This is a genomic window from Oribacterium sp. FC2011, assembly GCF_000701645.1.
GTDB lineage: Bacteria > Bacillota > Clostridia > Lachnospirales > Lachnospiraceae > Oribacterium.
The window spans coordinates 97,759-111,463 of record NZ_JNJM01000007.1; the positions used below are offsets into that span (position 1 = coordinate 97,759).

Genomic DNA, 13,705 nt, shown 5'->3' on the forward strand with positions numbered 1-13,705 from the left:
GAGAAGTATTATATATAAAAATCATAGCTATAGTGTTATGATGACAGGACAGCAATGATATTTTTTATTCGCATCGGGGTATTATTTGATGGTGTAAAGACCGCTATAAAAAATTTAGTCAAGGAAAAAAGGCTCTAGTGAACCTTGCAGGAGGAATCATTATGAATTTAGGTATAGTTGGAACAGGTAAAATTGTAGTTGATGCATTGTTTGCCATGCAGCCGGTCAAAGATATAAATCTAATGTCGATATTTGCAAGACCTCGAAGCCGTGAAAAGGGAGTAGAGCTTGCAAAGAAATATGGTATTACTGAAGTCTTCACTGATTATGATGAGATGCTTGATAGTGGTCATGTGGATACGGTTTATATCGGACTGGTAAACATGGTTCATTTTGAATATGCAAAGAAGGCACTGGAAAAAGGTATAAATGTAATACTTGAAAAGCCTTTTGTCGGAAATTATCAGGAGGCAAAAGAACTGATCGACATTGCAAAAGAGAAGGGCTGTTTTGTTTTCGAAGCAATTACGGTCCTTCACAATGATGTGATCCTTAAGATGAAAGAGGCATTGCCAAAACTCGGACGGATCCGCATGATGACGGCCAATTATTCTCAGTATTCCAGCCGATATGACAGATATCTTGCCGGAGATGTTGACCCTGCCTTTGATCCTGCATGCCTGAGCGGTGCTATTAGGGATATCAATGTCTACAACATCCATTATGCCGCGGAGCTGTTCGGAAGACCTGAAAAGGTTTCGTATCATCCGAACAGAGGATTTAACGGGGTGGACACCTCAGGAACTCTGGTGATGGAATATGACGGATTCTCTGCTGTATGCACCGGCGCCAAAGATTCTGACAGTCCCTGTTTTGTGACTGTTCAGGGTGAAAAGGGTTATATGAAGATTGATGGAAAGCCGAATGTTGCACCGAATCTTACTATCGTGACTGTTGATGACAGCGGTGAACTTGTAAAGGATGCAGCAGGTGCCATGACACGGAAAACAATAATAGAAGAATTTATCCCGTCGGAGACTCATCACAGAATGACCCGGGAATTCATTGATTTTGCCCGGATCATAGATGAGAAAGATTACAGGGAATGGGAAAGGTATGCCAGGGAAACGCTGGATGTGATGAGTGTTCTTGACCGGTGTCACTAAGACTTTTTGCTGAACGCGGTTATGATGCGGTTTCTATCAGCATGATCGCGGAAGAGATTGGCATCACAAAAGGAGCTCTCTATAGACATTTTGTCAGTAAGCAGGAGATATACGATAAGATATTGGAAGAAATGACAGAGCTTGATGCCGAAAGGGCTCAGGCTGATTCGTATGAAAACCGCAGCTTTCATGAGTTCTGCTGTTTTGCTGTTAATCAGTTTGATTTCTGGACAAAAAATGAATTCGCCGTGGCTTTCCGAAAGATGCTTATGCTGGAGCAGTATAAAAGTCCTGAAAAGATGAAGCAGTATCAGGAAATGATCTGCGAAGGGCCGGTGAAGTATTCGGAAGATTTATTAAGTGCCATGATAAAGGAAGATGAGTTTTTACAGATTATCCTCACCCCATTTCTTCAGTTCAAGAAGGATGGGGATGAGGCTTTTTGCTTTTTCGGTTAGATTGTATTCTACCCGGACAGGCATCTCGTCATATTGTTTTCTTTCGACAAGCCCGTCTGCCTCCAGCTCTTTCAATGAGTTAGCGAGCATGGTGTTAGTGATCCCATGTATGGAGCGGTTCAATTCCCCGTATCTCACTACTTCATTCTTATCAATGACGCAAAGGATCATTATTTTCCACTTTCCGCCAATCTTATCAATTATTCTTTTTAGACCGCAATTCTGTCCGGCTATATCTTCGCATAATGGTTCATGGTTCTCTTTTTTTCTCATGGTATACTTTTCCTTACCAGGTAAATAAAAACTGTGTACTTGATATATTTTCTATACCACATATAATAAGGTTATCAACTGAGAAACACAAGTAGTCAAATAAAGTTAAAGGAAATAGCATAAGATACGAATGCAGAAAGAGGATATTGAAAATGAGAAAAGCTGTTAATGATATAGACAGATGTGTTGCCTGCGGGGTATGTGCCCTGCAGTGCCCACGAAATGCCATATCTATTTATAAAGGCTGTTATGCGGTAGTTGATACCGGTAAATGCGTGGGCTGTGGTTTATGTGAAAAGGCATGTCCTGCGGGTTCAATAAAGGTTACGGAGGTGGAAAATGGCAGTAAATAAGAAAAAACACTGGTATGACTACCTTTGGATCTGGTCAATAATCTATTTTGCTCTTGGATTTTTCAACATCCTATTTGCATGGCTCGGAATGATAGATTTTATTTTGCCGCTTATTTTTGCAGCTGTCGGCGGTAATAAATGGTTCTGCAACCACATGTGTGGAAGAGGACAGCTTTTCTGGGTGCTTGGCAGGAATTTTAAATGTTCAAGAGGAAAGCCTGCACCCAAATGGCTATCATCAAAATGGTTCAGGTATGGATTTCTGTTATTCTTCCTCACTATGTTCGGAACCATGGTATTCCAGACATATCTGGTGTTTTCCGGAGCAGGGACACTAAGAAAAGCAATAAAGCTTTTCTGGACATTCAGAGTACCATGGCAATGGGCTTATAACGGAAGCGTATTCCCTGACTGGGTAGCTCAGTTTGGATTTGGATTCTACAGTCTGATGCTCACATCTACACTTATAGGACTTATAGTAATGGCCCTGTACAAAGAGAGAACCTGGTGTTCGTTCTGTCCTATGGGAACGATGACTCAGGGTATTTGTAAGATTAAGGCAAAGGAAGGTTTAAAATAATGACATTAGAAGAAAGAGCAGAATTAGCTGCGGAATTAAAGGGCTCAGGAGTATGCAACTGTTCGCAGGCAGTGACAAAAGTATTAGCTGACCAAACTACACTTACTGAAGAGCAGCTTCGACAGATATCCTCCGGATTTGCTGCGGGAATGGGCAATATGGAAGCCACATGCGGAGCCATGATAGGTGCAGCAATGATAGCAGGCCTCAAAACAGAAGGTAAAGGTGCTGTTATGGCAACAAAGAAAATTCAGGAAGAGTTCCAAAGAAGATGCGGAGCTCTAAAATGCAGAGATCTTAAAGCCATAACAGACGGAAAACCGTTATGCGCCTGTGATGATTGTGTGAGGAATGCAGTCATGATCTATGGCGAGTTTATGGGATTATAATTGGGAAAAATACATTCAGCCGAAGAAATAAGGCCGGTTCTCATTTTATGAGAACCGACTTATTTTTTTGTCTGCAATACTGTCATAAAACCAGAATTTACGCCGACATTTCTACTATATGAGCTTTATTAAACATGTCGATATATTCTCTTAAGCGGAGGGGTTCATAGTGAAGGGATACTCTCATAAAACTTCAAAGGACAGGATGTTCCGTATAGTGACAGTCATCATAGGTATCGCGATCAATGTGCTTCTGTCATATGTACTATATAAATCGGGACTGCCTATATATCTTGATACCTTGGGGACAATCTGGGTTTCCATGGTGGCCGGGATTTTTCCTGGTATAGTGACAGGCGTTCTGACGGATACATTGTGCCTGGCATTTAATGAAAATGCAATTTACTTTGCCTTTGTAAATGCCATTATCGCCATGTACGGCGCATGGTTTGCAAGAAACAGAAACATAAAACAGGTAAAAGACTGTCTTATCTTTGTTATGATGATGGGAATCATCCTGGGCCTGGTCAGTTCTTTTACCCAATGGGTGCTTTTGGGAGGACCACAGAACCAGTCTACGATTCTTATATTGGAAAAACTTGGAGTTTCTCAGGAATATGCAAGATTTGCGCTGTTTGTGATCATAGAGATAATGTTTGGTACTTTCGGCAGTGCTATATCTCTGACGATAGTAAGGCTCGTTCTTTCTGTATTTCCGGAAGACTTAAGGGTGAGGATCAAAAACGGTGGATGGCGTCAAAAGCCTCTGACATCGAATGAAATAACCCGGATGGATTCCCTGAGCGATAAAATAAATTTTTCCATGAGAAACAGGATTGCCATAACTTTTGTCCTGGTTTCTCTTGCGGTGTCATCTACCCTTGGTTTTATAGGTATAAGGCAGTACTTTAGCAATGCTATCAAGGAAAAAACGGAGAATGCATACCATGCCGCAGAGTTTGCATCATATGTCGTGAATCCTGAAATGATTGATGAATATATCAGAGATGGTAAGGATGCACCGGGATACCTTGAAACAGAAGAGCTTTTGTATCACATAAGGGATAATGCTCCGGGCGTGAGATATCTACACATCTCAAAGGTCGATAAGGACGTTCTTATATCAGTTTTTGATCTGGATGAAAAGAAGGAATATGAAGCTCGTACAGATCTCGAGTTATTAAAAGCAAAGGAACCGGGAAAATTTGTACCATTGTATGAGGATTTTGTGCCATATCATGAACAGCTTTTGAAAGGGGAGAGGATTCCTGTCATAGAAATGAAAAGTCCTACGAACTGGACGGCAACAGTTTCGCTTCCTATCATGGATGAGGAAGGGAACTGTGCTTGCTATGCATTTGCAGATGTGTCTATAGATTATATAGCAGATTACATGCAGGATTTTATGTTGAGAGTGATACTAAGCCTTTTGGGATTTTTGATACTCATTATTTCGTATGCTATATGGACAACCGGAATACATATAACCTATCCTATAAATTCTATAGTTGCAATGGTTGAGGAATTCGCAGCAGCAGGAGGAGAACAGTCCCTGCTTGACAATGCTGTAAGGAGTATGCGACGTATAGATATCCGTACGGATGATGAAGTAGAGATGCTTTATCATACGATCTGTAATATGGCTTCGGACCAAACTGAGAATATGAGGAGTCTGAGACGTTTTTCCGATTCGACGCTTAAGATGCAGGACGGTCTCATTATCACCATGGCGGATCTCGTTGAAAATCGTGATTCGGATACGGGAGCTCATATTCAGAAAACCGCGGCTTATGTGAAGATCATAGTAGAAGGCCTTCAGAAGAAAGGATATTATGCGGGCAAGATAACCCCTAAATTCATATCGGATGTGGTACGAAGTGCACCTCTTCATGATATAGGAAAGATCAACATTCCCGATGAGATCCTGAAAAAGCCGGGAAAGCTCACAGATGAGGAATATGAGATAATAAAGACACATACCACTGCCGGCAAAAACATTATCGAAAAAACCATAACAAGAGTAGGCGGCGAAAGCTATCTGAAGGAAGCAAGGAATATGGCGGCCTTCCATCATGAAAGATGGGATGGAAAGGGATATCCGGAGGGGTTGTACGGTGAGGTTATACCATTATCTGCCAGGATCATGGCTTTGGCGGATGTATTTGATGCATTGTCATCACCAAGAGTTTACAAACCGGCTTTTCCGATTGATAAAGTTGTAGATATGCTTCAGGAGGGAGCCGGAACCCAGTTTGATCCTAAGTGCGTGGAAGTATTTTTGGAATCGATGCCGGAGGTCAGAGTAATACTGCGAAAGTACAATGAGGGAGTTACGCCATGAAAAAAAACCTCAGTTTAAATCGTCTGTTTTTTGTGACAGCACTATTACTACTGTGCTTATTTATAAATAAAGAAAATGTATATGCTGAAGATTCTGCGCAGGGCTCTGATTTGCAGGATATCGGAAGAGAATATGGCGGTGGCTATGCTGCAACAGGTCAGTATGAAGGCGTGTCATATACTTCCGCGATTTATGATGCGGCAAACGGGCTTCCCACATCGGATGCCATGTATATACTTGGAGACAGTGACGGACATGTGTGGATAGGCGGATACAGTGGAGTTATCTGTTATGACGGAATAAGCTTTGTGAGAGTGGATCCTTCCACGGGAATCACAAGTGCCAGATGCATCTTTGAGGATAGCAGACACAGGATATGGTTTGGCACCAATGATAACGGCGTTGTGGTTATGGATGGTGGGAAATTTGCCCGGTTAACTTATGAGGAGGGCATACCTTCTTCGTCTATTCGTGCATTTGTTGAGGACAATGAGGGTAATGTTTACATAGGGACCACAGCGGGAATCTGCTATGCGGATTCAGCTCTGAAGCTTCACTCGGTGATCAACGACAGTCTGGGTGAAGAGAGAGTGCTGAGGCTGGATCGCGATGCTGCAGGAAGAATTTACGGCCAGACTCTCGAGGGGACTGTGTTCACTATAGAAAACAGTTCCATGAATGAAATCCATAAGAGCGGAGAGTTGATTCAGGAAATGATAACTACGATCCTTGCTGATCCTGTAAATGAGGGAACTGTCTATCTCGGAACGGATGCCGGGAAGATATACTATGGCCATTTTGGCGATACAGCGGAACGGATGAAAGTTATACCTACTCCGGCGCTTGGCAATATTCACTGGCTTAATTATGACTGTGAAAGAGTCTGGGTTTCATCCACACTGGCCATGGGTTATCTGGACAAAAACTATATGTTCAGAGCTGTTTCCGATATACCTGTGACAAAGAACATTGAGATGGTAACCTCGGATTATCAGGGTAACCTCTGGGTGGCATCTTCTTCACAGGGAGCCATGAAGCTGGTAACAAACAATTTTGTGGATATCAGTAAAAAAGCTGGTCTTCCCGATGAAGTAACAAATGCGGTATGCGTATCAGGTGACAATATTTACATCGGTACGGAATATGGACTCAGGCTTATAAGTAAAGAGGGGGGACGTTTAGAAAACAGTCTTACGGAATATGTCGGTAATGCAAGAGTCCGTTGTATAAAGGAAGATCCTGAAGGTAATATCTGGGTGGGTACCTTTACTGAGAGCAAGGGCCTCATATGTTATTCCAAAGACGAAAGCATAAAGGATTTCACAACTCAAAACGGAATGCCGTCAGATCAGATAAGAAGTATATGTTTTGATCATAGCGGCAAGGTACTGGCAGGAACAAATGGAGGTCTTGCTGTCATTGATCATGGAAAGGTGGAGCGGTATTACGGAACTAAAAACGGATTAAGCAATACAGTCATCGTTACGGTGGAAGTCCTGGAGGACGGAAGTTATATGGCAGGTTCCGATGGTGGCGGCCTTTACATTATAAAGGACAGAGAAGTTAAGAACCTTGGACGTAGAGAAGGCCTCACCAGCGATGTCATAACGAGACTTGTAAATGATCCCGATCATGACCTTTGCTGGGTTATAACTTCTAACTCTATTCAGTATCTTAAGGATGGAAAATTAAACCAGATAAAAAGCTTCCCGTATAACAACAACTATGACATCACTTTTGAGGATAACGGGAACGCATGGGTGCTTTCTTCTTACGGAGTATATGTTCTGAAGGCAGAGGATATGCTAAGCGACCGTGTGGAGGACTATAGACTTTACACAGTGGAAAATGGAATTCCTTTTGCATTGACTGCCAATGCTTACTTTGATCGTGATGAAGATGGAAATCTCTATATGGCAGGAATAGGAGGTGTTATCCGCCTTAAATTTACTCATTTCTATGAAGATGAAATGAGAGTAAAAACAGCAGTAAGAAGTGTCACCTGCGACAATGTAAAGATTCTTCCGGATCAGCAAGGAACGTATCATCTGCCTTCATCAAAGGGTAGAATAGTGATAGCCCCGTCTGTTATGGATTATACTCTGATGAATCCAAAGGTCAGAGTTTTTCTGGAGGGCTTAGAGGATGATGGAGTCACGGCGCTGAAAAATGAAATCTCAACGCTGGAATATACGGATCTCGGATACGGTGATTATGTACTTCATATTCAGATTTTGGATAATGCTACTGACCGGGTCATATCCGATGATAAATATTTATTTAATAAGGCACCGATGTTCATGGAGCTTCTTATAGTAAGGTTTTTGCTCCTGACACTTTTCTCGGTTGTCATAGGTTCTGTTGTATGGTGGGTTATGAGGTCGACAACCGTCAGAAAACAGTATGATGAAGTCAGAAAAGCAAGGGATGAGGCTGAAAGAGCGAATTCGGCCAAAACAAGATTTCTTGCAAACATATCTCACGAGATACGTACGCCTATAAACACCATCATCGGCATGAATGAAATGATAACCAGAGAAGATCCTAAAGGAGTTCCGAAGAATTATTTTCTTTCAATGATGAACTACTCCTTTGATGTTAGAAATGCAGCAGAGGCTCTCCTTAGTTTGATAAATGATCTTCTAGACATGTCGAAGATAGAGTCAGGAAAGATGCACCTGACCGAACAGAGCTATGATACCGGGGAGATGCTCAGATCCATAGTTTCCATGATCCGTGGAAAGAGTACGGAGAAAGAGCTTATCTTCGATGTTGTGGTGGATGAACTTCTTCCTGTAAAGATGTACGGAGATGTTGCAAAGATAAAACAGATAGTACTGAATCTTCTGACAAATGCGGTAAAGTACACTGAAAAAGGAGGCTTCTGTCTCACGGTATCCATGGATGAAAGAGAAGGTGATGCGGCTTCGCTGAGATTCTCAGTAAAGGATACGGGATTGGGCGTAAAAGAGGAAGATATGCCGAAACTCTTCATGGCCTATGAAAGGCTGGATGAGGAAAAAAACAGTAGTATACAGGGAACCGGTCTCGGGCTTGATATATCCAGAAGATTTGCGGAACTGATGGAAGGAAATCTATGGTGTGAAAGTACCTACGGTGAAGGGTCCGAATTCATCCTTACCGTAAAACAGAAGATTATAGATGCGACACCGATGGGCAGTTTCATTGAACGTTCGGAAGGTTCTGCAAGTGGACCTTATGTGCCTCAATTTATAGCGCCTGACGCAGATATACTTGTTGTGGATGATACCCCTATGAATCTTAATGTCATAAAGGGACTTCTGAAAGCAACCGAAGTTTTTGTTACGACTTCTGAAAGCGGAGAGGATGCTATCGGAAAGATACGGGATAATCACTTTGATGTGGTATTCCTGGATCATATGATGCCGGGTATGGATGGAATCGAAACTCTTCAGGAGATCAGAAAGATCAATGCTGAGGTCCCGGTGTATGCATTAACGGCAAATGCCTCCGTGGGAGAGGATTTCTATAAGGAAAAAGGATTCAACGGATATCTTTCCAAGCCCGTGGACAGTGAATTACTGGAAAAGACGATCCTTAAGCATATTCCTGAAGAAATGATAAAGATGGTGGAAAAGAAGCATGAGGATGAAGAGCTTACAGAGCTTCCGGAAAATATGCAGTGGCTATACGAAACGGAAGGAATCAATGTAGACGACGGAATAAAGAATTCCGGAGGAATAAACAACTACATCTTTGCATTGAACCTCTTTTTGGACACCATCGACGGCAATGCTCAGGTCATCAGCGATGCATATGAGAATGACAACATCAGGCTTTATACCATAAAGGTACATGCCCTTAAGAGTTCCGCAAGGATAATCGGGGCACATGAGCTGTCAAAGCTTTGTGAACAATTGGAGAATGCCGGAAACCGGAATGACCTTGATTTTATACACGGCAATACCGGAAGACTTCTCACGGAGTATGCGGAGTATAAGGAAAAGCTAAGCAGTCTTAAGGGAGATAACGAGAGCGGAGAGGATAGGGAAGAGATATCCAAGGATGAGCTGAATGAAGCTTATGAGGCTCTCAGAGAGGTGATACCGGAAATGGACTATGATGCGGTTGAATCAATACTTGAGAAACTATCGGAATATAAACTTCCTGAAGAGGACTCAGAAAAGATCAAGGAGGTCGGAAGACTGCTTCGGGCTTTTGACTGGGATGGTTTGGAGAAACTGTTCGATGAGTGATCAATAGAGATATACGAATGAAAGGGAATTGTGCAGAAATGAAACGAATGATTGTTTTAAGTACCAGAGAATCCTTTAGAGCTCATATCCTTATAAGTAAGGCAAAGGCTGCGGGTGTGGATTGCATTTTTGTACCATTTGTCATCAGTGACATGGAGGAAGGCTGGAAGGACGCACAGCTTGTAACGGTATTTATGGAGGATGATACCTGGCCCAAGGAAACTGTGCTGAGTTTTATGGCGGATAATCTGGAAAAAAAGGGTGGAAAACTGATAGTCATCGGAGAGAAGGAGGATATAGAGTATGTTTCCTCTCATGTTTCGGATGATCATATTTATAAGATTATGGTGAAACCCATAGACAATGCATCATTTGTAAAAACTGTCAGTGAATACTTTGAGGAAAACTATATTGAAGCGACAGAAGATAAAAAACATCTTCTGGTAGTGGATGATGATCCTCAGTACCTGTCGCTTGTAAGACAGTGGCTTAAGGAAGACTACAAAGTATCCATGGTTAATTCCGGACTTCAGGCCATCAAATTCCTGGAGAAAAACAAGGTAGATCTGGTGCTTCTTGATTACGAGATGCCCGTGACAAGCGGGGCACAGGTACTTGGTATGCTTAGAAATGACGGGAGAACCGAGCGCATTCCTGTATTTTTTCTGACCGGAAAAAGTGATAAGGATAGTGTTATGGATGTTATGGCGCTTAAGCCGGAAGGGTACATTTTGAAGAGCATACAGAGGGATGAACTTTTGGAGAGACTTAAAGATTTTTTTGTTATCCATGCGGGGAAGTGATAAGGAGCGTAGGATAAATGATTGAACTGGTAAGTGCATATCGGCCGGATATAGTGTTGGCATTGGCAGTTGTATCCATCGGTTTAAACATCTACCTGATCACGGAAAGGTTTATGAAAAATTCCGGAACAAACAGGGACTCTGAAAAGAGCGATACAGTAAAGCTTATGGATGAAGAAAAACCAAAGATAAAAGATGGATCTAAAAATGTGATAGAGCAGAATCTCGAAGTGGGCAGATACAGAGAACAGGTTTCCGCCGGGATACTTGCTACTGAAAATGTTAAATCCGTAAGATTTGAGATTTTCAGACGTGAGTATGGAGATCACGTCTCGGCACCTTCTCTTGTGCTGTTTGATTCCAATGACGGATATGTACATGATGATCCAAAAGCAGTAGAGGAGCATCATTATGTGGAATATGGTGAGTTTTGGTTTGACGGGCATTTTGTTTCCGCCGGAGCCAGAGGCATAGTCATGGAAGAAATCCTGTCGGATTCAGCCGGATCAGAGGAAAGCTGTGAGATTATCATCGAAAGATATGAGGATCGAATGTCACTGGAGCTTCAGAGGGGTGGCCGTAGATTTAAATTTAAGATCGCACTTCAGGATAAAACAAAATGGGCTTATGTAGGGATTACAGGAGAAAACTGTTTCATAAGAGATATATCGGTAAATGAAACCGGCGAGATCGTTGACGAAACCTCTATAGATCAGATTATGGAACCTGTGAGTTATATCGACAGGATGGAATCAGATCTGCCCAATGTTCAGGTGGATCGTTTTCATTCTGCTTTCACAGAAGGAGTAAAGATAGAGGACGGACTGAGAATAGATTTTCATGCTATGGCATTACCGACAGCCACGGATATCTGGCACTGCCCGCAAATCATACTATACAGTTCTCCTGACGGAAAAGTTCATGGGGCCGGATACAGGGAACATGTACTCATAAAGATAAACGGAGAATGCACCAGTGAAGATGAGTCGGCAAATAACAAGTTCTCAATGAAAAAGGATAAGGATTTTCAAGGATGGGATAAATGGAAATCGGATATGAAAAGAGGTAAAGAGTGTTCGATATCCTTTATAAAGAAAAAAGGATATGTAAAGCTCGGTACGGAAAATCTCGGAATCATTCTGGAAAATATTCTCACCTATCAGGAACGAGGCGATGATATATATGTGGCTTTGACAGGCGATCAGGTTGCACTTACAGATATAAGGATTCTTTAAAAAGATATAAATCTTGATGGTATTTTAAAACGGAAGCTCTGTCCTGTTATGGAACAGAGCTTCCGTTTGTTGTGTGTTTTTTATAATTGTTAAGCGAGTCAGGATAGCTGAGATGGCTTTTCTACTTTGTAATCTGACCAGCTGCTAAGCTTGTTAGCGCCTGACAGATCTACACTTTCTTTATAGTCGCCGGTTACTGTCACAATGTAGTTTGAATCGCCGGAAACTATTACATTTCCGTCCTTATCTACTATGGTCACAGTCTTGCCGGAGGCATCAACGATCTTACCTTCTGAGTAAAGATTTGTAACAGTTGAGTTATCTGTAACAGTCCAGGTTGAAGTGCTGTCGATGTAAACAGAAGCGTAGCCGTTTCCTCCGTTACCTGCATCAGACTCATCGTCCACGAAGGCACCCTTAAGGGCTGAGCCTTCAGTCATGTAGAAGTCAAGCTGAGAGATGGAATCCCAGATGACATTACCCTCCATGTCCTGAGAGATGGCTGTAAATGTTGTGTCTGCGCCGTTTGCTCCTGTGCTTCCCCATCCGCGCTCATTACTGTTTCCGGTAACTCTGAGGAAGAAGTCATTGTCTTCAGCATAGGTAATGTCTACATCTTTCAAAGTGAATGTGGACTGGGTATTTGTTGAGTAGAACATGCCGCCGTTCTTTGCTGTAAGTGTACCGCCGTCCATCTCGAAGACGGAATTACCTACTTCTGAGTCTCCGGACATGGACTGATAGAGGATGACATTCCATGTAAGCTTGTTCTGTGAAAGGTCAGCCATGTTACCTGAAAGGTCACAGTTGAAAAGTCTGATCTCATTGTCACCTTCGATACAGATGGCTTCTGAACCGTTTGCTGTAAGGGTTGCTCCGTTAATGCTTATGTCGGCAGTTGAGTATACAGCCGGAGAACCGCTTCCGTTTGAAACATAGGTTCCGCCGTCCACAACCATCTTTCCGCCGCCTCTGTCAGAACGGATGGCTGCTGAAGACTCGCCGTTTGTGGTTACAGTATCATTCCAAGCATAGAGTGTTCCGCCGCCGGCTACGTGGATACCGCCGGATGTGTCCTTTGCTGTAGTGATGGTTGTATCAGCCACGTAGCTGACACCCCTATCGTAGGCAAATACACCTGCACCGCCCTTGGCATCGGTTGTGATGGTTGAGTTGGAAACATAAGCTGTGCCGTCTGTTGCAAGAACAGCCGCACCCACACCGTAGAAGGAACTTGTGTCACCACCGGTTGAATCAGAGGAGTTTCTTGTGATGTTTGCGTTCCTGATGGTGGCGGTTGCACCGTTTGATACGAGAACTGCATTCTGATCTGTTCCTGTTGATTCGATGTTTCCTGTGAGCTCTGCGTCTGAAGTTATATCATTTACAGAAGAATAGCTTTCGGGTTTAGAAGATCCGCCGCCGGGCATTCCGCCGGGACCGCCCTGGCCGTTTCCGCCGGGCATTCCGCCGGGGCCGCCCTGACCATTTCCTCCGGGACCGCCGTGTCCGTCAGCAGGATCAAAATCACCGCCGCCATTTATGCCGCCGGGGCCATCGTGGCCATTTCCATCCGGAGCGCCCTGACCACCTTCACCATTCGGACCGCCCTGAAAATTGCCGTCGGTACCACCTTGACTGTTTTCGCCGTGACCGTTTTCACCGTTTTGCGCACCCTGACCATCAGGTCTGTTGCTCTGCATAGCATTTCCTGCGTTATCCTGTGTTGCTTCAACAGTAGTTGCTGTTGTTGAAGAAGCTGATGAGCCGCATGAGCTAAGCATTATAGATGCTGTAAGTAATGTTGTTGCTGTGATAGCAATATTTTTTCTTTTCATTTTTTTATCCTTTATAGTTATAGAGTGTATT

11 protein-coding genes are annotated in these 13,705 nt (G+C 43.0%); 9 read left to right on the forward strand and 2 right to left on the reverse strand.

Going from position 1 to position 13,705, the window contains the following annotated elements:
• The first annotated feature begins 161 nt into the window (after positions 1–161).
• Positions 162–1,166, forward strand: a complete 1,005-nt coding sequence (locus T357_RS0107300; RefSeq protein WP_031550364.1) for a Gfo/Idh/MocA family protein — start codon at positions 162–164, stop codon at positions 1,164–1,166.
• Positions 1,157–1,624 carry a TetR/AcrR family transcriptional regulator gene (locus T357_RS0107305; RefSeq protein ID WP_049962329.1) on the forward strand — a complete coding sequence of 156 codons (468 nt, stop codon included), beginning with the start codon at positions 1,157–1,159 and terminating at the stop codon, positions 1,622–1,624. The genes T357_RS0107300 and T357_RS0107305 overlap by 10 nt, the downstream gene beginning before the upstream one ends.
• Here T357_RS0107305 and T357_RS20815 read toward each other — a convergent pair.
• A complete protein-coding gene (locus tag T357_RS20815) occupies positions 1,553–1,897 on the reverse strand; it encodes a winged helix-turn-helix transcriptional regulator (RefSeq protein WP_081828083.1) in 345 nt (114 codons plus the stop codon). The two genes, T357_RS0107305 and T357_RS20815, sit on opposite strands and share 72 nt — an antisense overlap.
• 152 nt (positions 1,898–2,049) lie before the next feature.
• Between T357_RS20815 and T357_RS0107310 the strand changes: the two genes are divergently transcribed.
• From T357_RS0107310 to T357_RS0107340, 7 genes are all read left to right on the forward strand, one after another.
• Positions 2,050–2,250: a 4Fe-4S binding protein gene (locus T357_RS0107310; RefSeq protein WP_029201945.1), complete on the forward strand. Its 201-nt coding sequence runs from the start codon at positions 2,050–2,052 to the stop codon at positions 2,248–2,250.
• A complete protein-coding gene (locus tag T357_RS0107315) occupies positions 2,237–2,830 on the forward strand; it encodes a 4Fe-4S binding protein (RefSeq protein WP_031550370.1) in 594 nt (197 codons plus the stop codon). Before T357_RS0107310 ends, T357_RS0107315 begins: the two co-directional genes overlap by 14 nt.
• A complete protein-coding gene (locus T357_RS0107320; RefSeq protein WP_031550373.1) occupies positions 2,830–3,219 on the forward strand; it encodes a C-GCAxxG-C-C family protein in 390 nt (129 codons plus the stop codon). Before T357_RS0107315 ends, T357_RS0107320 begins: the two co-directional genes overlap by 1 nt.
• Before the next feature lie 169 nt (positions 3,220–3,388).
• Complete coding sequence (locus tag T357_RS0107325; protein WP_031550376.1) at positions 3,389–5,560, forward strand: HD-GYP domain-containing protein; 2,172 nt, start codon at positions 3,389–3,391, stop codon at positions 5,558–5,560.
• Complete coding sequence (locus T357_RS0107330) at positions 5,557–9,798, forward strand: hybrid sensor histidine kinase/response regulator (RefSeq protein WP_049962330.1); 4,242 nt, start codon at positions 5,557–5,559, stop codon at positions 9,796–9,798. The genes T357_RS0107325 and T357_RS0107330 overlap by 4 nt, the downstream gene beginning before the upstream one ends.
• A 17-nt stretch (positions 9,799–9,815) precedes the next feature.
• Complete coding sequence (locus T357_RS0107335) at positions 9,816–10,601, forward strand: response regulator (protein ID WP_049962331.1); 786 nt, start codon at positions 9,816–9,818, stop codon at positions 10,599–10,601.
• A gap of 17 nt (positions 10,602–10,618) precedes the next feature.
• Positions 10,619–11,836, forward strand: coding sequence for a hypothetical protein (locus tag T357_RS0107340; RefSeq protein WP_031550384.1), 1,218 nt, complete (start codon positions 10,619–10,621; stop codon positions 11,834–11,836).
• A gap of 98 nt (positions 11,837–11,934) precedes the next feature.
• Here the strand turns inward: T357_RS0107340 and T357_RS0107345 are convergent, their stop codons facing one another.
• Positions 11,935–13,674 carry an autotransporter outer membrane beta-barrel domain-containing protein gene (locus tag T357_RS0107345; RefSeq protein ID WP_049962332.1) on the reverse strand — a complete coding sequence of 580 codons (1,740 nt, stop codon included), beginning with the start codon at positions 13,672–13,674 and terminating at the stop codon, positions 11,935–11,937.
• Positions 13,675–13,705 lie beyond the last annotated feature (31 nt).

Coding starts and splice junctions, on each gene's coding strand:
- T357_RS0107335 (WP_049962331.1), top strand. CDS start 9,816: ATGAAAGGGAATTGTGCAGAAATGAAACGAATGATTGTTTTAAGTACC.
- T357_RS0107300 (WP_031550364.1), top strand. CDS start 162: ATGAATTTAGGTATAGTTGGAACAGGTAAAATTGTAGTTGATGCATTG.
- T357_RS0107330 (WP_049962330.1), top strand. CDS start 5,557: ATGAAAAAAAACCTCAGTTTAAATCGTCTGTTTTTTGTGACAGCACTA.
- T357_RS0107310 (WP_029201945.1), top strand. CDS start 2,050: ATGAGAAAAGCTGTTAATGATATAGACAGATGTGTTGCCTGCGGGGTA.
- T357_RS0107340 (WP_031550384.1), top strand. CDS start 10,619: ATGATTGAACTGGTAAGTGCATATCGGCCGGATATAGTGTTGGCATTG.
- T357_RS20815 (WP_081828083.1), bottom strand. CDS start 1,897: ATGAGAAAAAAAGAGAACCATGAACCATTATGCGAAGATATAGCCGGA.
- T357_RS0107320 (WP_031550373.1), top strand. CDS start 2,830: ATGACATTAGAAGAAAGAGCAGAATTAGCTGCGGAATTAAAGGGCTCA.
- T357_RS0107315 (WP_031550370.1), top strand. CDS start 2,237: ATGGCAGTAAATAAGAAAAAACACTGGTATGACTACCTTTGGATCTGG.
- T357_RS0107345 (WP_049962332.1), bottom strand. CDS start 13,674: ATGAAAAGAAAAAATATTGCTATCACAGCAACAACATTACTTACAGCA.